This window comes from Nitrospira sp. (assembly GCA_015709715.1).
In the GTDB taxonomy this organism is placed as follows: domain Bacteria; phylum Nitrospirota; class Nitrospiria; order Nitrospirales; family Nitrospiraceae; genus Nitrospira_A.
Window position 1 is genome coordinate 1,999,550 of sequence record CP054184.1, and the last position, 22,560, is coordinate 2,022,109.

The following is a 22,560-nucleotide window of genomic DNA, read 5'->3' on the forward strand; positions in this document are numbered from 1 at the left end:
CGCAGGATCCCTCACAGCCATCGCCGCCCGTTTGACATTCTCTTCGGGCGTAGCCGCATTGGGGCTCGTAGGTCCAGCCTGGAGTCGTCCGCACAGACCGGATATGCAGAAGCAGGTTCAACCCCACAGCAGGAGTGTCGCCGTGATGTCGCACGATCCCTATCGATTACCCGATCATGTCATCCCTTCTCACTATGATCTCCGACTCGAGCCGGACCTCTCCACCAGAACCTTCACCGGGCATGTCGTGATCACGCTGGCGATCGCCGCGCCGACCTCGGAGATCGTTCTGAATGCGGTCGACCTGGAGGTCTCCGACGCCCTGTTGTCCGGAGAACGGGCGACGCCACGTGCAGGCGCCGTCCTGCTGGAGGAAGACCTGCAGCGCTGCCGCATTACTTTCTCCTCGTCGATTCCGGCCGGCGAATGGAAGCTACACCTGACCTTTCGCGGCACGCTCAACGATAAACTGCGCGGCTTCTATCACAGCACCTACAAGGATGCGGAGGGGAACTCGCAGCACGTGGCTGCGACTCAATTTGAAGCCACCGACGCGAGACGGGCGTTCCCCTGCTGGGATGAGCCTCACTTCAAGGCGGTGTTCGCCATCACGCTGGCCATCGATCCGACGCTCACGGCCATCTCGAACTGTCGGATCGTGAATGACCGACAGGACGGAGGGAAACGGATCGTTCGCTTCGCGGAATCCATGAAGATGTCCACCTACTTGGTGGCCTTCATCGTCGGGCGCCTGGAGCCTACTGCCCCGATCATGGCAGGCAGCACACCGGTTCGCCTGTGGTCCGTCCCGGGGAAACAACCCTTGACTGCGTTCGGCCATGAAATCGCCGTATTCTCCTTGAACTTTCTCGCCGACTACTACGGGATTCCCTATCCGGGAGACAAACTAGATCTGATCGCAATTCCCGACTTCGCCTCGGGAGCCATGGAAAACCTCGGCGCGATTACGTTTCGTGAAACGGCCCTGCTTCTCGATCAGGACACGGCCACCCACGCAGAGAAAGGACGCGTAGCGGACGTGGTGGCCCACGAAAATGCCCACATGTGGTTCGGCGATTTGGTGACGATGGCCTGGTGGAACGGGCTATGGCTGAACGAAGCCTTCGCCACTTTCATGGAAATGCTGGCGGTCGATGCCTGGAAACCGGAGTGGAAGCGGTGGACGGCCTTCGGCGTCTCCCGCGCCGCCGCCTTCTCGGTGGATGGGCTGTTGAGCACGAGACCGATCGAATATCCGGTGCGGGCTCCGAAGGAGGCTGAAGCGATGTTCGACGTCCTCACGTATGAAAAGGGCGCCTCCGTTCTCCGCATGCTGGAGCAACACATCGGCCCGACCGTTTTCCGCGACGGCGTCAGGCGCTATCTGAAGACCCACGCTTATGGAAATGCCGAAACGACGGACCTATGGGTGGCACTGGGACAAGCGGCCAACCAAGATGTGCCCGCGCTGATGAACGGATGGATCTTCTCGCCCGGTCATCCGTTGCTATCGCTCACGGTAGATCACGCCGGAACGCTGACCATCGCCCAGCGGCGCTTTACCTACACGCCGACCGATCCCGGCACCCCCGACGGACCAGCCACGCAGCTCTGGCAGATCCCGCTGCAACTGCGGGTCACGACCGGCCAGGGTACCACCACTCGGTCACTGTTGGTGAGCGGCCGCGACCACCGGGTGGTCCTCCCGCCGGACTGGACCTCGGTGCTGGCCAATGCCGACGGACATGGATTCTACCGTGTCCGTTACGACTCCACACTGCTCGCCAAACTTCAACAGGTCGGGCTGCAGGAATTGGCCCCAGTCGAACGCTTTAACCTCTTGAACGACACCTGGGCCTCCACCATTGCCGGTATGGTACCGCCCGCCGAGTACCTCACCCTGACGGAACACTTCCGCATCGAACAGGACCCGCACGTATGGGCGGTGCTCCTGGGCTCCTTCTCCACGATCAACCATCTCCTCAGCGAGGACGACCGTCCGCTGTTGGCGGCCCTGGTGCGCGACCGTGTCGGGCCGGCCTTCCAGTCCTTAGGGTGGACGGCTCGCGCGGGCGAATCTGACCTGGTGAAGGAACTGCGCGGCGATATCATCCGTGCGCTGGGGACCCTCGGCCGAGACCAAGTGGTGCAAGCGGAAGCGGCAACCGCCTACGACGCCTGGCGAGAACAGCGCCGGCAGATCGATCCGAATATCGTGCCGGCGTTGGTCTCTATTCTGGCCTTTACCGGCGACGCCGTGCGTTATGACGCATTCCTCGCTCGCTTTCACAAGGCCTCGACCCCTCAGGAGGAGCGGCGGTATCTGTTTTCTCTGGCAGCCTTCCGGGTGCCGGAGTTGCTGGAGCGAACCCTGGCCAAGACCTTGACGGAGGAGATCCGGACACAGGATGCCCCCTTCCTTGTCAGCACCCTGCTCCACAACGTCTATATCCGCGAGAAGGCGTGGGCATTCGTCAAGGCCAATTGGGACCGCATGGATCGGCTCTTCCCCAAAAGCGGGCTACGGCGGATGTGCGGAGGCGTTGTCGGCCTCTCGACGCCAGAATTGGAGCGTGACGTGAAGGCCTTTTTCCGCGAGCGGAAGATCGATCTCGGCGGGAAGACACTGGAGCAGTACTTGGAACAATTGCACATCGCGGTCACCTTCCGCGAGCGCGATCGCGGGCACATTCGGGAAGCTCTGGCGCAAGCCGTCCGCTGACGGCGACAGCGCTTATTCCTGACGCAACACAGCCAAGGGCGGATACCCGAGAATTCGAAAGGTACTCAGAAATCCTACGAGGAGGGCCAGGAGGACGGTGCACAGAAACCCGCCCGCGAGTAGGGTCGGCGCCAGGGTCCACGGCAATTCGAGGACATACCGAAGAATGACCCACGAAAATGCGCTGGCCAGCACCACGCCGATGGTGCCCGCCACGCACCCGAGCAACGCGTACTCCGCCGCAAACGATCCGGCAATCACGGCGCGCGTGGCTCCCAACGCCTTCAAGATCACCGCATCGTAGAGGCGACGATACCGCGTCGCGGCAAGCGCCGCCGCCATTACCAGTGCGCCGGTCAACACGCAAAACAATGCCACCGCACGGATCGCCAGGGACAACCGATCCAGCACCCGCGCAAACGTCTCCAACACATCGCCGATGTTGATGGCGGTCACATTCGGAAAGGCAGCCACCACCGCCGATTGCAAGGCAACCTCCTCTTGCGGAGGAACGCGCACCGTGGCCACGTAAGTCATCGGCGCTCCGTCCAAGGATCCGGGCGAAAGAATCATGTAAAAATTCGTGGAGAAGTTGCCCCACTCGACCTTGCGAATGCTGCTCACCTCGGCGCGAATCACCGTTCCCTGCACATTCAACTCCACCGTCTGGCCCACCTCGATGCCCAGATTCGTTGCGGCGTCTTCTTCCAGTGACACCTGCGGGTGCATGAAGGGCTGCCCGGATTTCCACCAAGCGCCTTTGGTGATTGTGTTCCCTTTGGGAAGATCGCCTCCAAACGTCAGCACATATTCGCGGCTCAGGTACCAGTTCTTCCGTTTCTCCTCGCGCGACTGATTCGCAGGCTCCTCTTGGTCCGCCTCCTCAGTTTTGACCGGCCGGCCGTTGATGGCGTGGAGTCGAGAACGGACCAGCGGCGTCAGTTGAGGGGGCAGGTCGCCCGTTCGCCGGTGAATGAGCGACGCAACCCCCGCGACCTGATCAGGTTGGATGTCGATAAAAAAGAAGGTCGGCGAGTCATCGGGGCGGTTGTCACCCACTTGCCGCACTAGCGCCTGCTCCAGAATGCCGATGGCCAGAATGATCATCACCCCGACGCCGATCGCAACCATGACGCCCAAGGTGTGGCCCCCGGGACGCTGGATGTTTCCGAAGGCCTGCCGAACGGACAATAGCCTCGGACGAGGCAAGGCACGCATGGTCAGGAGCAACCCCTTCGCGGCAAGGACAAGCGCCGTTACCGCGACCACCAGGCCTCCGAGAAAAAGCGATCCGATGGTCAAGGAGCCGGCCTGCCACACAGACAGGACAGCCAACCCCAGCCCGATCCCGCCGACTGTCGCAGCTCGCAGAGGGTCAATGGCACCTCGATCGCGCAGCCGCCTCCACCAGGGCCCATCCCTGCGGCGCGAAGGATCGCTCCCGTGCTCGACCTCGCGTCTGAAGATCGCCGCGGGTTTGATCTCGCGAATCGACAGCAACGGCCAGAGGCTGAAGAGCAGCGTCGTCAACACGCCCAGCCCCAACCCCTTGGCAAGGGGACCCAGTGCAGCGGAAGAAAGGGCGGAAGAAAATTCCACCTGCTGCAGCAGATCGGTGGCGAGAAGCGTCGCCATTGCCTGCGGCAGAACCTGCTGCAATGCCATCCCAACCCCGACACCCAAAAAGCTTCCCACAGCTCCGAGCCCCAGGGCTTGAGCGACATAGGCGCGCATGATGGTAGGGGTTTCCGCACCCAAGGTCTTTAAGATTGCAATCGACCGTAGTTTTTCGGCGATGAAGGCCTGCACGGACAGCGCCACACCGATGCCTCCGACAAAGAGCGCCGTCAGGCCCACGAGCCCCAGATAACGCGTCAGTTGATCGAGAAATTGTTTGAGTTGCGGCTGCGCATCCCGATAGGACGAAACCCTGGCGGATTCAGACGCTAGTCTGCCACGCAGCTCATGCAGCAGCGGGGTCACGGCCATGGAAGGCGGCAGCTTCAGGAGGTGCCGCTCGCGCAGGCGGCTCCCCGGCTTCACGAGGTCGGCGGCTGCAAGCCCCTCTTGCGAAATCAAGACTCGCGGCCCCAGGCTAAACATGTTGGCCATGCGATCCGGTTCCGTGCGCACGAGCCCGGTGATCCGAAACGCGGCCTTGCCGATCTTGATCCTATCCCCAATCCTCAGGCCAAGACGAATCAGCAGGGCCTCCTGCACCACGGCCCCCAAGCACGGGTTCCAGCAGTCTGAAACGGTGGGGTGGAGGAGGTCCTGGAGCGGGAGCCCCGGTTCGATGCGTAGGGCACCATACAGGGGATAGCGCAATTCGATGGCTTTCAGCTCGACCAACTGCGTCGCCTCCGTGGGCCCCGTGCCCTCCATCCGCGCTGCCATCGCCACCACTTCACTCACTCGTGTCGCCACCACGCCCCTGGCGGCCAGTTCCTCCAGCACCTCCATTCCCTTCGGGCCGATCGGCCTCGTGAGACGGACTTCCAAGTCCCCGCCCAGCAATCCGCGCGATTCCTTGAGAACGGCCTGCTCGACATTCACCGAAAACAGCGACACCCCCACTACCGCACCGACGCCCAGGGCTATGCAGGCCAGAAAATAGAGGAAGTGCCGCCAGGATGAGCGGAGCTCACGCCAAGCCATGCTGACCCAGAAGGGCATCATGACCCGAATTCGGACTCCCTGTGAGGGTGGGCGGTCAGTTGGTCGGACTCGATCCGGCCGTCTCGAAGCGTAATGACCCGTTCCATGGATGCCGCGACATCGTGGTCATGGGTGACCAGCACCAAGGTGGTCCCTGCGTCACGATGGAGTGCCATAATCAGATCCAGCACCTGTCGTCCGGTGGCGGAATCCAGATTTCCCGTCGGTTCATCGGCCAAGAGAATCGGCGGGCGACAGGCGAACGCCCGGGCCACCGCCACACGCTGCTGCTCCCCCCCCGAAAGCTGGACGGGGTAATGCGACAGACGATGGCCTAGCCCGACGGCTTGCAACAACTCTCCGGCCCGTTGGTGCGCATGGGGCTGCCCTGCCAATTCAAGCGGCACAGCCACGTTTTCCAGCGCCGTCAAGGTCGGGATGAGATGAAACGACTGAAAGATGTACCCCACATTGGCCAAGCGCAGCCGCGCCGTCGCCTGCTCGCCGAGGGCGGTGACCTCGATACCATTCAGCCAAATACTGCCCGAGGACGGTCGATCCAGCCCTGCGATGAGCCCCAAGAGGGTTGATTTTCCGCTACCCGACGGCCCGATGATGGCCACCGTTTGTTTGGCCGGAATGGCCAAAGAAATATCATCCAAAATCCTGACGATGTGGCCGCCGGCGCTAAGTTGCATGGTGAGATGTTGAATGGTGATCATGACGATGCGGATGGGATCGAGCCCCTTCGATCGATGTTTCGTATTATACTGTACGCACGATGACTTCGTCGGTGGTTCTGCGGCTGCTCAAGCAATGGGGACTCGGCATGGTTGGGGCGATGGCCCTGATCGGAACGGCTGCGTGCGATCAAGGCGCGCCGCCGGCACCGGTACACTCATCTTCAGAGCCGGTTCCGTCCGCCCACCCCGCCTCTGCAGATCCACGCCCGCGCATCGTCGCGTTCGGCGACAGCCTGACGGCCGGGCTGGGAGTCCCTCCGGAACAGACCTACCCCTCACAGCTGCAAAGGGAGCTGGATTCGAGAGGGTACGGCTATGAGGTACTGAACGCCGGGGTCAGCGGCGAGACTTCCGCGGGAGGCCTGCGCCGAGTCGGATGGGTCCTCGCAGGTAAACCGGCGTTGGTCATCCTGGAGCTAGGCGGGAATGATGGGCTCCGTGGCTTGAGCCTCCGGGAAACGCGCACACACTTGAATGAGATCATTCGCAAATTCAAGGACGCGAAGGTCCCGGTGCTGCTGGCCGGCATGAAACTCCCCCCCAATTACGGCGAGGACTATACATCGCACTTCGAACGGATGTACCAAGAACTGGCCTTAGCCCATGGCATTCCGTTCATTCCGTTTTTTCTTGAGGGTGTGGGGGGGGTGAAAGATCTCAATCAGGCCGATGGCATTCACCCCACGGGGAAGGGCTACCGCATCATCGCCGGCAATGTGCTCAAGAGCCTGCTCCCCATCCTTGAGATCTTGCAGGGAGAGTCACTGGGGCACAATAAGAAGGCGTGAGACACCACTCCCACTCACAGGTGAGCCGTGACCCCTCACGCCAGAAATCCTTGATGGAGTACCGTGATCAGCTCTTTTTGAAGAAGGTGTCGTAGACACCGAACGCCAGGATCAGAGCGATCAAGACGTAATAGAGAGCCGTGATGCCGCTGTAGTCGGGCGGTCCTTCGCCGACGTTGGCAAATGCGGTGGCTGCGTGAAAGGCGCCAAGCCCACCCAGAACCCCTGCCATCGACTTCTTCATGATTTCCCCCCTTGTAGTCAAGGAATCGCAAAAGAGGCCGTATTGTACTGAAGGACCGGCGGAAGGCGCAAGGGGGTTTCTGCATCCGGAGAGGATGAATCGGCTCAGGCCTTGCCGAGGGACTTGAGCAGAGCGGCGACATCGCGGCAGGTGTCGGCGACGCCCTCCAATCGTCGGCTCTTTTGCGCCAAGATCCCCGCGATTTCCTTGACTTCCCCGTCGAATGCCTCGATCCGCTTTGAAAGCTCATCCGACTTACCGACCGCCGCACGATACAACCCCACCTCACGCTGCAGGTCACGAGAGATCATCTGTAACGATTTTGCTTCTTGCACCGAAGCCTCAAGGTCCTGCGTCAGACGACCGACCAATGTCTCGCGATTGCGAAGCTCTGCGTCCAGTCCCACGCGAGCCCCCTCGCTCTGCTTTCGTCGCTCGTCCAAATCCCGAATCGCCTGGATCCAAGCAGACACCGCACCCGACTCCATAGCCGGCTGAGTGGGCAACGGACGCCCATGCTCCAAAGCCTCCACCGCTCGCTGCATCCAGTCCGTAAACTGAGTGACTTCGCTCAACTTCACATCCACTACCGGATGACCGGCTGCCGCAGGCTCCGGGTCGGACCGAGGCGGTACAGGCCGACCCTTTGGCGCATTTTGGGCCTTGAACCAGCGTTGATATTCCAACAACGCCGCCACGCCATGCCGACAAATCGGTTGTTCCGACAGGGTGCAGGAACACTTGGCTTCCAGATGGCCCTGGTGCAACCGGATGGTTTGCTCATAGAGGCCGGAGTTTCCCATCACCGCCGAGGTCAATTCCGTGTCGGAGGCATCGACCATCTGTACGCGCCGTTCAGCGTGATACTGCTTTCCGCGTTGAAAAGCCGTGGGTTCGACTACCGAGTTGATCATGGATGGTTCCAGCAAACTGAGACGATCGGCCGAGCAGGCGATTCTTCCCTTCATCGTGCCACCTATAGAAAAAATAGGATTCGAAGACCCGATCAACATCGGCGGGACATCCGCCACCATTTCGAACTCTCACTCGTTCATCGGCATCGTCGAGGAGGTCCTTGAGCGCCCTGGGCGGTCAGCCAGACATAATCGGCAATGCCCTCCTCCATCATCTGCGACAACTCCGCCACCCGTTCAGGTTCATAGGTGGCCAGATACACCGTCACCTGCTTGTAGCCCTCACCACGGCGTCGTAGCACACGATTGGGTACCGGAAGCCCATACTGCACGTGTCCCCCTCCCGTGTAACTGACGACCGGCCCCTCCCCCCCGGGGCCGTCCTGACTGATACGGAGAAGCGCCGCCGCAACCGTTTTTGCCATTCCCTCATCCCTCACCATGGAGGCCTCGTACATGGTTTGATAGTCCTCGGGAGCGCCGCCGCCATGGCAGGCCTGAATTTGGGAAAGAACTCTAGCTCGATAATTGGGGTCATCGAGAATCGCCTCTCCCTCCATCCCCCACTGACGCCATTCCGCCCCTTGCTTGGCCTGGGGCAACCCCTGTTTCACCACCTGCCGAATCAAGGCTTTGGGGGGATTCATGGCGGCAACGGAAAGTCGGTGCTCCCGTGCAAACTGCACCAACAGTTCATAGTCCTCAAACGCCCCACCCCAATTTTGTTTCCAGAAGACGCGCTCAAGGAACTCTGACCGGGAACTGCAGGGCTTGGCGAGATACTCTTCCAAGGCCGGCTGCCCATCCCAGGCAAACATCTCCATAGCCAAGATCGGTCGCCGCCCCTGGTCTACCAGCGATCGCAGCACCATTAATGCGGCCGCGACATGGAACTGGTTGTGATGTTCCTCCCCCAGATAAATCACGTCGTAGGTGCTGAGCCGACCCAACCAATTCTTCAATGAAACCGGCTGTCCCGTCCTCGCATCGAGTACCTGTCCTATCGTCCACCCGACCGACACCTTATCAGGCAGAGCGGCCGTCCGGTCCGTGGCCTGACACCCTGATATCACGAGACACAACCAGATCAGGCCGACATAGCTTCGAGCCATGCAACTGCTCCCGTTAAAATGACCCCATCAACCGAGCATTTATGCTTCGATTCCTAACACAGGGATCCTGTGGTCGCAAGGCGGACCTCATTGACTCCACGCCCCGCCGCCCGGTACTCTCCTTCGCATTTCAATCCCTTCACGCCCCTCTCGTATACCGGTACTCGTGAACATCAACGACCCCATACAGCTGGACGCCGAACGACTCGCGGCCTTCCGAAAAGAGGTCACATCCCACCGGGCCGTCGACAGCCATGCCTGGGAAGCCTCCAGTCGTTTGGTCAAACCTGAAGAGTGGCCAAAGACACGAGAGAGCCTTTGTGAAGCCATCGAGCGTTCCACCCTCTCCCCAGACTTCAAACACCATCTCCTTGCGGCCCTGCCGGAGCCCGACTTCACGAGCCATCGGTCCGGGCAAGCGGAGACACTCAAGGAATTGACCGGACTCCCTCGGACCAAGGGCCTTCGCGCCCTGTGCCTTTTCTTTGGGCTCCGATCGCAGCAGCCTCTGAAATGGCCGGTTCCGTTGGTCACGGCAGCTGCAGTCGAAACATTCTTACGAACACAATCCAATCCCTACGACATTTTGACAGAGCAGGTTCCGGCCTCAGTCTTGGATCTGGGAGCAGGAGATCTCTCCTTCGCCGAGGAGCTGGCCACACTGTACGGTCCGCAACTTTCCACAGCGGGTCGACCGCTGATCCTGCATTGCGTCGACCGACTGGACCCCGCCTCGCAACTCGGCGGCCCGCTGCACGCTCCCCCCCTTCGGCTCAGCCGCCTCCGCAGCGCGCCGCACCTCCAATTTCGTTTTTACGGAAACCAGGACATGTGCGCCCTATCAGCGTTGGAGGAAGATGGACGCCTCGCGCAACGCTACCTCATCGTATCTTGTTGGGCGCCCGCGACGCCGACCTTCGCCTACGAACCCACGCGCCTGGCTCCCGCCGTGATCGCAGAAGAATTGCGGCGCACCAAGGGCGAGGCCCGCCTGGTGCGGCATGGGAAGGAGTCGGCGCTTGAGGTATTACACGCCGGCCGCAATCTTCTGTTTCCTCCGTGGAAGTTCGACATCCGTGGACCGTTGGTACTCCTCCAGATCATGGCCATGCACGGAGCCCTCTGCGTTCTGGGGTCGGTCGACTCGCAAGTCTTCTGGGAACTCCTCGCTCAGCTGATCGACGACCCTCGTGTGAGGCCCGCCGATGTAGTCTTCTCGGATCACAATCTTCCCAAGATCTTCGGAGACACCTATACACGACTGTCGACGCTTCCTCTCGGCGCCTCCTGCGACCTCTCGGAAATCACCCCCCTGCGTCCGGTGATTCCCTCCGTGCTCCCGACAGCGACCGGCTCCGCACGACCGTATCGATTCCGACAGGTGTCGATCCGCCGAGGTGCGCTCTGGAGCGGAATGCCTGCGAGCAGCACGGCCCGACAATTTCAATCCATGACGGAGGAAACGCCGCCCTGGTTCCTCACGCTTGTCCCGGAAACCCTCGCTGCAGGAATTTGAGCCCGAGTCATTACAGGGATCCCGCCCGAACTGCCCGATAAATTGACGGTCTTCGGACCCTTTGTTAGACTTCCGACAGACACACCCACGGTTCGATGCCGATCCGCGCTGCAGTCACCGAACGTGAATTCGACACAATCGATCAAAGCCCTACAGGACAATGTTGCACGAGTCATCAAGGGCAAGGCCCAGGTGATCGAACGGGCGGTCGTGTGCCTGTTGGCGCGCGGCCATCTCTTGATCGAAGACGTCCCCGGAGTGGGGAAAACGACCCTCGCCCATAGCCTTGCCCGTTCGCTCGACTGTTCCTTCAAACGCATTCAATTCACCAGCGACTTACTGCCCTCCGATATCGTCGGCATTTCGGTCTTCAACCGTCAGAAGCAGGCCTTCGAATTCATCCCCGGCCCGCTGTTTGCCAACATCGTCCTGGCCGATGAGATCAATCGCACGACACCCAAGACGCAGAGCAGTCTCCTGGAGGCCATGAGCGAGGCCCAGATCTCGGTGGACAACCAAACCTATCCGCTTCGGCAACCGTTCATGGTCATCGCGACGCAGAACCCCGCCGAGTATCACGGGACCTATCCGCTCCCCGAATCCCAACTCGATCGATTCCTCATGCGTCTTCGCATCGGCTATCCCACCCCCGACGAGGAAAAGAAGGTCTTGGATCGTCCGCAAGCCTTGCATCCCGCCGATGAAATCGAGCCCGTCCTCACAGCCCAACACATCCTGGATCTACAAGCCCAAACCGAGAAGGTTGCGATGGAAGAAAGCTTGATGGACTACTTGCTCGCCATCGTCCTGGCCACTCGTCAACACAACCTGTTGTCACTCGGGGTCAGCACGAGAGGTACGCTCGCCTTGTCCAAAGCCGCGAAGGCCCTTGCCCTCGTTCGTGACCGGACCTATTGCCTTCCCGAGGACATTAAGGAATTGGCTCCGGCGGTCCTGGCTCATCGTGTCATGCCGAACCGATCCCCTGGCATGCGCACGACCGGCTTCGAGCATACGGAGCGGATCATCCAAGACATTCTCGATAGCGTTCCTGTCCCCCTATAGAGACCTGACCACGGCTACGTCGCGCCACCCTGAATTCGTCGCGCGCTCCTCTCACCTGTCATGTTGCACCGGAACCCTACATCCACTCACCGACGTGTTCGATTGACCACTGAGGGCGCCAGATTCCTGCTCTTTACGCTGGCAGTCGGCACCGCGGCAGTGAATACAGGCAATAACCTCTTCTATCTCCTCCTAGCCATGATGCTCAGCCTGATCGTCGTATCCGGCCTCATCTCCGAATTGTGTGTGCGACGATTGGCGTTCAAGCGGCAGGCCCCGGAGTATTTCTTTGCCAACGAGCCAGGCACTGTGACACTACGCGTCACGAACCACAAAATGCGCATCCCAAGCTTCTCCTTGCACCTCCTGGAGGCCAGCGATCGCGAGCCGTACGATCATCGCCTGCGGATCCCCACCCTTGCCCCTCAGGCATCCGTCTCCATTTCATATCCGTGGCGCATCGGTCGGCGCGGCCAGTATCACCTCCGGGGGATTCAAGTCAGCACCTCCTTCCCTTTCAACCTGTTTGTGAAGCAGGCCTGGTACCCTTGCGACACCTCCATCCTGGTATGCCCACAACCCCTTCCTCTGCCTCCGATGCGTCTGGGCGCCTTGAGCAACTTGGGACACCACCATGTCGCGGCGCGGCGCGGGCAAGGCACGTCGCTCTATAACCTGCGGGAATTCCGCCCTGGTGACGATGCGCGCGCGATTCACTGGATGACCACAGCCAAAACATCGAAGCTGATGCTCAGAGAAACCGAATCGGAAGATCACCGTCAGGTCATTGTGGCCGTTTCGACCGTTGCGCCCGATGATGCCGACCCGGCGTTCGAACGCGCCCTGTCCATCGCCGCCTCACTCGTCTCCTTATTCCTCAGGGAGGGATACGAGGTCCACCTGCTGTTGGGTAACCAGCCGATTCATACCGCCGCAGGTCCTGACCAAAGTCTGTCTCTGTTCCATGCCTTGGCCCTCTGCGAACGGCAACGCCCAGCCATGTGCGAGGTGATCTATCAGGCCATGGCCCACGCACTGGCCGCTTCAATGGAGGGAGTGACGATTGGGCTGACACCGTGGACGGATCCCGATGGGGCAGCAACACCCTTTTACAATCTCGATCACATGATTTCTCCGGAGAGCGACGAGGATCTGTTCAATGGCGCTGGATCAGGCATTCCGGCTTAGCTCAATCCTGCTGGCCGCCACCAGCTGTACGAACCTGGCCTTGGCGATTACCCTCCCGCCATGGCTGCTGGTCCTCGCCGGTCTGGCCTTTGCCGGCGCGCTCCTCCGACTTCATCCGAGAACCCATTCCGCCCGGCTATTATCTGCCTTGCGGTTTTCCGCACTCACGTGGAACTTCTTCCTGTTGTCGGCCTTTGCCGGATTCTGGATAGACCTGCTCCTCATTTCACGGGACGTGTTGGCCGCCGGCATCCATTTCCTCCTGTTGCTGCTCGTGAACAAATTGTCCAATCTCGACCATCGGCGGGACTTTCTTCATCTCTATGCCATCAGTCTCATCGCCCTCCTGGCATCGGCGGCCCTCACGACACAGATCTGGCATGCTCCGCTCTTTCTGGCCTATCTGATGGCCGGAGTCTGGTCACTTTTGCTCTACCACCTGACGAAGGAACAGGAGGAGTGGACCGGTAACCCACCTGGGCACACTGACTCCGCACACTTACCGCCTCCTCCGACTTCCTGCTCACGCCGATTCTTTTGGACAGCGAACGCGGTTGCCGGCCTAACGCTTCTTCTCACCCTATTATTTTTCTTTTCGATTCCCCGGCTCGGAGTCGGCCTGTTTCAGAACGACCACGAGGCGAGCCTGCGCACGACGGGTTTCTCCGATCAGGTCGATCTTGGCGTCATCGGTCCCGTCAAGCTGGATTCCAGTATCGTGATGCGAGTGGAATTACCGGACCGGACCGGCGAGGACGTGGTGCAGGCGCCGCTGTACCTCCGTGGAGTGGCTTACGATCAGTACAACGGCAAATCGTGGAGCAACACCCTCCCTCACCTCCGTCCGCTCACCGAAATCCCGCAAGGCGTATTCAGCGTTCGCTTACCCGGCACCAAGCTGCCCGCGCCGACGGGCCGCTTGAGACAAGACATCCTGCTCGAACCGCTTGACACCGCAGTCCTCTTCGGCGCTCCGTTCATAGTATCGGTCAAGGGGAACTTTCTCTCGGTGCAAGCGGATCTCATGGGATCCGTACAACTGCCGTTCCCCACGCACAGCCGCCTCCACTATACGGTCTATTCGGCGCCCACCACCCTAATGGCGGCGGAGCAATCCCCCTCCGCCTTCGTGTACCCCGAATTCGTGCTGCGACATTATCTCCAGCTCCCGTCCATCAGTCCCAGCATTCACGAACTGGCCCGACGCATTACGCAGTCGTCCCCAAACATCGCGCAATCCATTCAGCGCATCCGAACACATCTCACGACCGGCTATCGCTACAGTCTGAACGTTCCCTCTCTACAATCCGACCATCCGCTCGAGGATTTTCTGTTCGCACGCAAAACGGGCTACTGCGAGCACTATGCAACCGCGATGGTCATTATGTTGCGCTCGGCAGGAATTCCTGCGAGGCTGGTGACCGGTTTTTTGGCCACAGAATGGAATGCCTTCGGCAGCTACTACACCGTTCGTCAGCGCGATGCGCACGCGTGGGTGGAGGTGTACTTCCCCCGTTCAGGCTGGATCACGATGGACCCCACGCCACCTGCTCCCGTACCGGACGAACGAGCCTGGTGGGAAACCGCAGGCAGTGTGGTGGATTCAGCTCGGTTGAAGTGGGACCGCCTATTTGTCCATTACAGCGCCTACGATCAGCGCGCGGTGATCCAAGGCATTCGGGACGGTGGGGAGGCCATGCGGACCCGACTGTCGACGTCCGTCGCCGGCCTGCTGTCGACAGGGGTCACCGCGTTCACCGAATCACTCAAGGCGTTCGCCCGCGACCGCGTGGCGGAAACGGTCGTCGCGCTTCTCATCGTCCTCGTGGGCTTGACCTTCACATTGAAGTGGTGGATCAACCGAATGCCCGGAACGATCGGGAAACAAGATCCGCACTCCAGCCATCAACGCCAGGCCATCATCCTCTATACGAACATGGTCGATTGTTGTGCCCACCACGGCATCATGAGACAGGCCAGTACCACCCCCGGAGAGTTCCTTCGTCAAATTCAAGCGCAATGGGCCGAAGCCTGGCCTTCCGCTGATGCCCTCACGCAGATCTACACACGCGCCAGGTTTGGCCGTGCCCCCTTGACTCAAGACGACCTCTCAACCGCCCGCCGCTTGTTGCATACTCTACAAGCACAGCGGCACCCAGCCGCCCATGCAGCCTCAGACAGCCACCGTCGCTAACCGGCGCGCCCCTTCGTTGCCGAGAGAACAATCACGGAGGATCGGAGAAGCCTTGTGCCCGCAGGATCATCAGCCTCAATTCATCGACACCATCGTACGTCAAACGACGGATCGCGCCACCCGCCGTTGCTCAGGTGCCCAGGCGAGGCTCTTCACGGCAAGCACCGGACATGGCGAGCGACGCAACACCGCTTCCGCGACACTGCCCCTCATGACATGCGAGATTCCACGCCGCCCGTGCGTCCCCATAATAATGAGGTCGCTTCCCAACGTGCGGGCATACTCCAGGATAGAATCGGACGGGATGCCACCGCGAATCGCAGTTCGAACAGAGACACCGGTCGACCGGATTGCGTCTACATATGGCATAAATTGCAGGTCGATGCGCCCGTCGAGTCGTCCCCGTGCTTCCGGTCGCACCGTTCCATCGTCTTCAAAGATCTGAGGCTCCAAGATATGCAACAGGGTCAAGGATGCGCCGAGGTCCATGGCCAGTTGGATTGCGCACTCAAGCGCATCTATTGAGCAATCCGAAAAATCGATCGGAACGACGATCTGCCGGAATGTAGTCGGAGCATCCGTCTGGCGCGCCTCGAGCGCGTTCGGAGCCCTGATCGCCAGCACGGGACAGGGAGCCATGGTGATGACCCCTTCCGCGGTGCTTCCCAACAGAATGTGGTCAAGCCCAGTCCTTCCATGAGTACCCATCACGATTACATCCGCGCAATTTTTCTCAGCGGCCTCACAAATCTGTATGCTCGGAATGCCGACTCGCTGATGAGCAGTCACGGAAACCGTCGGCGACGTGAGGCGTCGAACGGCCTCGGCCAAATGTTCGTCCGTTTCCTCATGAGCCTCAACCGCGACATAGACCCCTGGATAAAGTTCCAGGACATGAACGACATCGATTGTAGCTCCATAGACCTTGCTGAGGAAGGTCAGCGGCTTTTCTGCATGATGGGCGCAGGGCGAAAAGTCGGTAGCAAACAAGATCCGTGAGATCCACGCACCGCCTGGTCCGCCTAGGAACTTGCTCCCTTGGCCTTGGCTCATGTCGGCCTCATTCGCATTCCTGCGGCAACTAGGGATGGCTCCCTGCATGTCCCGGCTCGTTCCATGGAACATGAGACCCGCCGAGAATGCAAATACCGATCCGATGGATCGTCCCCAGAACGAAGGTCGGATGACCGCACAATTCCACATTGCGAAGCGCAGTCTCACTCGCCTCCGACCGCACGCTGAGCGATCCGCATGGTTTTGAACGGATCGCGGCGTGCGTAATTGCTCGCAGAGGCTGCGTGGAAGCGGACCGATCGTCGTCACTCTGTCCGATACCGACACAGCCCTACTGATCGCATTGGTCCAGCTCGCTTCGCGATAAGCCGGGTCCCCCCCTACGGTCTGACGAACACGCGGCCCCCGGGAACTCGGCGGCGCCTGTCGAAGCGACAAGTCCGTGCGAGAACGCACATCCTCGCTCTCTCGTGGGAGTTAGGACATTATGAGTAGCAACGTACCGCGAGGTCGATCTAGAGGTCGACCTTCTAGACAGAACAGATCGTCTATCTCTCCCAAACCTCCAACTTGCATTTCCCCCGTCTCTCAGGTCTAAAGCCAGCTCCAAACTTGACACTGGGGCAAATCCTGGCTTTGAGAACCAAGCTGTGTCCGTCCAGCCCTCAACAAGCAGCACCTTCGCCAATCTACCAATCTGGTCGGCAACATTGGGCTTGGCAGTCTACGGATCGAGCCAAAGAGATTCTCAGGCAGGTCCAGGGATACTTCCTCTCACGGGAAATTCTCTTCACTTTCAGACCGCTACACCACAAGCGAGTTGCCTCGCACCGCTTCGAGTTTCAAGGGAGCGTCTCGCAATACTGCTCCAACTGAAGTGAAAAGACCAGAAACTCGTCTCCGCCCTGGCGACGGTACTCTTCTTTCGACACACCTTCGCGGCGCTCTCTTCTGAATTGTTCACAAGCGCGCCGCTCTGCCCGTTTAATTGACGGCTGCAGCTGAGCCTGCGCTTCAAGAGAACGGGCGGCCATACTTTCCTGCATTCGCTTCAAGGCGCGAAAGTGGTCGTACAGTTTTAGTTCATCCACTTCGACACGTGTCGATTCGCCCTCAGTCGAGTGAGCCACAGCCGGTAACATCAAGAGTATGCATAATCCCAGGATCATCATGACGAGCCCTTGTTAGATGAGTCGTATCCCCCGCTGAGCCGGAATCGTCTCGATCAAGGTGAAATTCGTTCGAACAGAGGCAATAGCCTCCCCACGTTGTTCAATCGCGCTTTCAGCAATCGGCCCCAGCCAGTTATCAGCTCGTTCCAGGTAAGACACTCGATAGGGATCAATGCCCATGATACGACAACACGTTGCATCGACTGCAGCAGGATTTCGTCCCATCACGAGAACGGCAGCCTTCTTTGGATCCCCTGTGATGGGCCCATCCCCTTCCATTCCCACGATGCCATCGACAATGGCAAACTGCGGCTTCAACGTCGCATTGATATCCAAAATCGAGTTCTCTATCCCGGCATGATGCAACACATTCTTGGGCCACCCGTAGTAGATGCCAGGCATCACACCAAAGAGATTCTTCATCGCTAGCGTAGCACCAGCCCAATGGTGTGTTTTCATCTTGGCGACGGAGACAATCCAATCCACTTCTTGGAAAAGAGATGGAAAGGTCAACGCCCGCAGTGAAGATTGGCGACCGGCATTCGGCAACTCATAGCCCGTGATGTAATTCAAGTCGTGAAACGCAATACGATCTTCCGTGAGCACATCTGCCAATCCGGACTCTTCATAGACCGCCAACGTGTCGCGTCGATGGCCAGGGCCTTCGGCCACCATTACCGTGGTCGCGCCCAGCCGCAGAAAAGCCTCGATAGCTCCACGCAACACCAGAGGATGCGTATTGATGTGGGGAGCTGTTGAGGCGGTTTCGACAAGGTTTGGCTTCAGGAGAATGCGCTTCCCTCTCAACTCATCCGCAGTAACACCCAACTCTCGAATACCTCTCGTAATGACCTCGGCGATATCCAGCTGGTAATGCGCGGCTCTGGCCACAAACACGTGCGCTCGTTGCGGCAAGCGGAAATATCGTCTGGGGACGATGAGCGAACCAGCTCCCAACACCAGGCCAACTCCAGCCGCCATGAGGATATCACGACGTGTGAGCCCCCACTCTGATCTCGCTTTTGCATCTTTCGACACGAAATCCCTCAGTGTGTCTAGACCGGCGGTATAGAATCCGAATATGCCAACAGGGGGTGACGTACCGTTGACTCTCCGGCTAAGGCGCCCAAGAAAAGAAGGCACAACGCCGACGTTTCGTATTCCCCATAGCGTGGCTGCCTCGCCAGGCAGAGATCAACCAGAGCGATGCCGTTCGACGGGTACTGCGCCCAAGCTGCAAGGCCGAGCAAGGCCCATCCCAGTGATATGGGTGTGCGCAATCGAGCCACTTCGCCCTGAAGATACTCGAGGCTCCGTGACACAACCGCCTGCTCCACTTGGCCCGCCAAGCTGGCCAAAGCAGATCCTGTACCCTCTGCATTCGGATGGAGTTCCTTGCCAAATATGAGCGTATTCCCCGAGTTCCATCCCCCATGAGGCAACTGACGGTCAATCAGCATTCGAACAGCCTCCTTTGCGCGCTCGTGCTGGGCATAGCCTGTCGCCCGCAGTGCCATCACGCCCATCGCAGTAGGCTCAACCCATGAATGTGTCTCCTCGATCCATGGCCATCCCTTCAGGGACGTATCATGCGCCCACGGGGCATCAGGCTTCGGAGAGAAGTGGTTACCAGTGGTGCCCAAGAGGAATTGGACGGCGCGACCTTGAGCGATTTCACTTGATGGAGAATTCTGCCAGGCAAGAATAGCAAGGGGGGTTGGCCAGTATGAGGCCGGATGCCGCCGACTCACCCAGACACGTCCGTCGGCGCCCTGCTCCAGTTTCAGACGCGCACGACCATGCTCGAGTGATTCATGGGGCTCCCCGGAGGCAGCCAGGGACAATATCGCCAGCGCCGTGGCGTCAACTCGAAACACTCCGTTGGGCCGATCCGCCAGTCCGCCATCCAACAGAGTCCGTTTTGAAAGAACCTCTCGAAGTAGGCGCTTCACCGCAACCCCCAACCACAGCACTTGCTGGGCTAATGCCCAGCAAGTGCGGGGAACAAGACCCTGACCATTCTGATGACGGCAGGACCAATGGTCACCACAAACATGCTCGGGAAGATGAAGAAAATCAGAGGCAACAAAAGCTTCACGGGCAATTTAGCCGCTAATTCCTCCGCCTTGAGCCTGCGCGTCGCCCTCATGGAGTCCGCGTGAACCCGAAGCGCTTGGCCGATGCTTGTCCCGAAGCGGTCTGTCTGCACAAGGAGCGCTACAAGATTTTTTACTTCTTCAAGATCGGTACGGTAAGCAAGATTTCTGAGTGCCTCCTGTCGTTGCACACCAGTCCTCAACTCCAAGGCCAGCACATTCAGCTCCTCGCCCAAGACCGGATGCGTTTGCTTGACGTCTTCTCCGACGCGGGCAATCGCTTGATCCAACCCCAATCCCGCCTCCACGCATACCACCATCAAGTCTAACGCGTCAGGAATCGCCCGTAGCAATGCGTCCTGCCGATGAGCAATGGCCTGGGAGAGCCATATCGATGGAGCATAATAGGCACAGGTTGCAGCAAGCAGATAGAAAATAATCAAGTTAGTGGCCGTCGGGAATCCAAGCGCCTTGGCAGGAATCATCGCAACCATCGCCACCGCGAGCACAGCTAACAGCAACTTCGTACCCATGTAGAAGACCGGCGCTTTCGCTCCCCGATACCCGGCGGTTATCACACGACGCCTCATAGCCCGCATGTCATCCACGCTGGACGGCTGATTAAACTTCGCGAACCATTCCAGCAACGCACGCACATGAGCGTGAACCTGCTCGGCAAATCCACCCGACACCCCACCGTCTGCCTCAACCGTCGTGTGCCCTTCCACTCGACGCCGCCAGGTCTGCAGCATCTCACGCGAATTGAGATACAGAAATAACGCCGCACCAGCCAACAGAATCACCAGGAAGGTAGACAATGCCGCGAATACAGGCAATTCCATGGGTTGCTCCTCAGACCTTGATCACCACCATCCGTTTCATCACAACCGCCCCTAGTACCATCATGATGCTGCCGGCCGTCGTAAGGGTTTGCCCCATAGGGTCTGAGAACAAGAGCCCCACATAGTCTGGGTTCAGTTTGTACAACAACAGACCGATCACAATCGGAAGCCCCAGAAGAATCATGGCAGAGAACCGCCCCTCAGCAGACAACGCTCGAACCTTTAGTTGAAGTTCAAACCGTTTCCGTATCAACCCGGCCAGAGAGTCGATAATTTCAGCCAAGTTGCCACCGGTTTCCCGCTGCACCATAACCGAAGTGACAAAAAACCGCACATCGACGCTGTCAATCCGCTCGGTCATATTGGAAAGGGCTTGCGGAAGTGCCACCCCCATCGACACTTCACTGAACACATGCCGAAACTCTCGGCCAATAGGATCGGCCGCTTCATCCCCGACGATTTTCAATCCCACAGAAAACGCATGCCCTGCTCGTAAGGCACGTGAAACCAATTCGAGCGCCTCCGGAAGCTGACGCTCGATCTCTGCCATCCTACGATTCTTCAACCAATAGAGATATGCCGCAGGACTCGAACCCAGTATGACCGCGCATAAAACAGCCGCCATGTTTGTCTGGTTTGTGATCAGCGCCAGCAACATCCCTCCAATGGCAAGAAGAGGAGAAGCCAGCACAAAGACTCCCAGCGGAAGTCGACAGTCCGCCCGCCGATGAAGCACCCGCAACGGCTGCAACTGCTTGGCTTTCAGAAGCAAGTCGTTCAACCATGGAATATTGCTAAGAGACTCTTTTCGAACGATTTCGAATTGTTTCATTTCAACCGGCGCTGTCCAGGCTTGAAGCCGTTCGACTGCGCGATCACTGCCGCGAGGCATGAGGATCCGGTATGCCGAGTTACAGGCGAACATCAACAGCAGAATCGTCCCCAAAATTCCGAGGGCAATGAGTGCGTTCAGCATTCGTACACCTTTGATGGGTCAAAGAGGTCAGGCGACAACGCCACACCTTTGGCGGCTAACCGCTCGGCAAACTTGGGGCGCACACCAGTCGCCTTGAATCGACCTTTTACTTTGTGATTCCCATCCACACCAGTCTGCTGAAAGACAAAGATCTCCTGAAGGGTAATCAGGTCGCCCTCCATACCCACAACTTCCTGCAAACTGATCAATTTTCTCGTGCCGTCGGACAACCGAGCGATTTGGATGATGACATCCAGCGCGGATGAGACGTAATGCCGCATCGCCTTCGTTCCGAGGTTGAGCCCGGCCATGGACACGAGAGTCTCGATCCTCGTTAACGCGTCGCGGGCCGAATTCGCATGCACCGTCGTGAGGGATCCATCGTGCCCGGTGTTCATCGCTTGAAGCATGTCCAAGCTCTCCGCACCACGCACCTCACCCAAGATAATACGATCGGGACGCATTCGGAGGGCATTCTTGACGAGCTCACGCTGCGCAATTTCCCCTTTGCCCTCAATATTGGCCGGACGTGTTTCTAAGCGCACCACATGATCCTGGCGCAATTGCAACTCGGCGGCATCTTCGATCGTGACGATCCGCTCGTCATTAGGGATGAAGCCAGACAACACATTCAGTAAGGTTGTCTTCCCAGACCCCGTTCCACCCGATATCAGAATATTCAATCTGGCCTGCACAATGGCCTTCATGAGTTCTCCGATCTCCGGCGTCAGCGATCGCTTTTCAACCAGGTGATACAGCTGGAGCGGATCTTTGCTGAACTTTCTAATCGAAAGAGAGGGCCCGTCGATGGCCAGGGGTGGGATGATTGCATTGACGCGTGACCCATCAGCGAGTCTGGCATCTACCATCGGTACCGACTCGTCGATGCGACGTCCGACGCGCGAGACAATTTTCTCGATGATCTTTTTAAGATGCGCATCATCTTTAAACTGGATCGGCGTCAACTCCAATCGACCGAGTCGTTCGACGAACACCTGTTTGTGTCCATTGACCAGAATATCGTTGACGGTATGATCCGCCAACAACGGTTCCAGGGGCCCCAGCCCGAGCACCTCGTGAAGGATATCCTGCGTGACCTGGGCCCGCTCCCGCTGATTGAGAGGCACCGACTCTTGCTGCAAAAGCTGCTCGATGAGCTTGGTCAGCTGCTCCACGACGGCCGCGTGCGACATCGCGCTGATAGCGTTCAAATCCAACATCTCAATGACGCGCTGATGAAGACGATCCTTCAACTCATGATGTTGAAACCCGGCTTCCGCACTGTTCATGGATTTCATCGTCAACATAATGTATGG

At 59.0% G+C, this 22,560-nt stretch carries 17 protein-coding genes; 6 read left to right on the plus strand and 11 right to left on the minus strand.

Translation table 11 applies throughout. The features are described 5' to 3' along the window. Positions 1–142: 142 nt before the first annotated feature. On the plus strand, positions 143–2,722 hold the full coding sequence (locus HRU82_09505) for a M1 family metallopeptidase (protein QOJ35171.1): 2,580 nt from the start codon (positions 143–145) through the stop codon (positions 2,720–2,722). A gap of 12 nt (positions 2,723–2,734) precedes the next feature. On the opposite strand, the gene HRU82_09510 is transcribed toward HRU82_09505, so the two are convergent. Next, on the minus strand, positions 2,735–5,401 hold the full coding sequence (locus HRU82_09510) for an FtsX-like permease family protein (GenBank protein QOJ35172.1): 2,667 nt from the start codon (positions 5,399–5,401) through the stop codon (positions 2,735–2,737). Then, positions 5,398–6,102, minus strand: coding sequence for an ABC transporter ATP-binding protein (locus tag HRU82_09515; protein QOJ35173.1), 705 nt, complete (start codon positions 6,100–6,102; stop codon positions 5,398–5,400). Before HRU82_09515 ends, HRU82_09510 begins: the two co-directional genes overlap by 4 nt. Positions 6,103–6,161: 59 nt before the next feature. Here HRU82_09515 and HRU82_09520 point away from each other — a divergent pair, with 59 nt between their 5' ends. Continuing rightward, entirely contained in the window at positions 6,162–6,911 is a 750-nt protein-coding gene (locus HRU82_09520) for an arylesterase (protein QOJ35174.1), read from the plus strand. Between the two features lie 67 nt (positions 6,912–6,978). Here the strand turns inward: HRU82_09520 and HRU82_09525 are convergent, their stop codons facing one another. From HRU82_09525 to HRU82_09535, 3 genes are all read right to left on the minus strand, one after another. Continuing rightward, positions 6,979–7,155 carry a hypothetical protein gene (locus HRU82_09525; GenBank protein QOJ35175.1) on the minus strand — a complete coding sequence of 59 codons (177 nt, stop codon included), beginning with the start codon at positions 7,153–7,155 and terminating at the stop codon, positions 6,979–6,981. Positions 7,156–7,259: 104 nt separating this feature from the next. Next, the gene (locus HRU82_09530) at positions 7,260–8,123 is read right to left on the minus strand and encodes a hypothetical protein (protein QOJ35176.1); all 864 of its coding nucleotides are present in this window, start codon (positions 8,121–8,123) and stop codon (positions 7,260–7,262) included. Between the two features lie 83 nt (positions 8,124–8,206). Then, entirely contained in the window at positions 8,207–9,181 is a 975-nt protein-coding gene (locus HRU82_09535) for a ChaN family lipoprotein (GenBank protein ID QOJ35177.1), read from the minus strand. A gap of 166 nt (positions 9,182–9,347) precedes the next feature. On the opposite strand from HRU82_09535, the gene HRU82_09540 reads away from it, so the two are divergent. The 4 genes from HRU82_09540 to HRU82_09555 all read left to right on the plus strand — a co-directional run bounded on the left by HRU82_09540 (position 9,348) and on the right by HRU82_09555 (position 15,144). After that, the gene (locus HRU82_09540) at positions 9,348–10,697 is read left to right on the plus strand and encodes a hypothetical protein (protein QOJ35178.1); all 1,350 of its coding nucleotides are present in this window, start codon (positions 9,348–9,350) and stop codon (positions 10,695–10,697) included. 108 nt (positions 10,698–10,805) lie between these two features. Further along, the gene (locus HRU82_09545) at positions 10,806–11,762 is read left to right on the plus strand and encodes a MoxR family ATPase (protein QOJ37162.1); all 957 of its coding nucleotides are present in this window, start codon (positions 10,806–10,808) and stop codon (positions 11,760–11,762) included. 102 nt (positions 11,763–11,864) lie between these two features. Continuing rightward, positions 11,865–12,950 (plus strand): DUF58 domain-containing protein, encoded by a 1,086-nt coding sequence (locus tag HRU82_09550; GenBank protein ID QOJ35179.1) that lies wholly within the window; start codon positions 11,865–11,867, stop codon positions 12,948–12,950. Then, the gene (locus HRU82_09555) at positions 12,922–15,144 is read left to right on the plus strand and encodes a DUF3488 domain-containing protein (protein QOJ35180.1); all 2,223 of its coding nucleotides are present in this window, start codon (positions 12,922–12,924) and stop codon (positions 15,142–15,144) included. Before HRU82_09550 ends, HRU82_09555 begins: the two co-directional genes overlap by 29 nt. 99 nt (positions 15,145–15,243) lie before the next feature. Here the strand turns inward: HRU82_09555 and HRU82_09560 are convergent, their stop codons facing one another. The 6 genes from HRU82_09560 to HRU82_09585 all read right to left on the minus strand — a co-directional run bounded on the left by HRU82_09560 (position 15,244) and on the right by HRU82_09585 (position 22,551). Then, positions 15,244–16,197 (minus strand): universal stress protein, encoded by a 954-nt coding sequence (locus tag HRU82_09560; GenBank protein ID QOJ35181.1) that lies wholly within the window; start codon positions 16,195–16,197, stop codon positions 15,244–15,246. An 803-nt stretch (positions 16,198–17,000) separates the two neighbouring features. Further along, positions 17,001–17,330, minus strand: a complete 330-nt coding sequence (locus tag HRU82_09565) for a hypothetical protein (protein QOJ35182.1) — start codon at positions 17,328–17,330, stop codon at positions 17,001–17,003. 12 nt (positions 17,331–17,342) lie between these two features. Continuing rightward, a complete protein-coding gene (locus tag HRU82_09570) occupies positions 17,343–18,311 on the minus strand; it encodes a DUF362 domain-containing protein (protein QOJ37163.1) in 969 nt (322 codons plus the stop codon). Positions 18,312–19,311: 1,000 nt separating this feature from the next. Continuing rightward, the gene (locus HRU82_09575; protein ID QOJ37164.1) at positions 19,312–20,178 is read right to left on the minus strand and encodes a type II secretion system F family protein; all 867 of its coding nucleotides are present in this window, start codon (positions 20,176–20,178) and stop codon (positions 19,312–19,314) included. Positions 20,179–20,278: 100 nt separating this feature from the next. Then, positions 20,279–21,244, minus strand: a complete 966-nt coding sequence (locus HRU82_09580) for a type II secretion system F family protein (GenBank protein ID QOJ35183.1) — start codon at positions 21,242–21,244, stop codon at positions 20,279–20,281. Continuing rightward, positions 21,238–22,551, minus strand: coding sequence for a CpaF family protein (locus HRU82_09585; protein QOJ35184.1), 1,314 nt, complete (start codon positions 22,549–22,551; stop codon positions 21,238–21,240). Before HRU82_09585 ends, HRU82_09580 begins: the two co-directional genes overlap by 7 nt. Positions 22,552–22,560 lie beyond the last annotated feature (9 nt).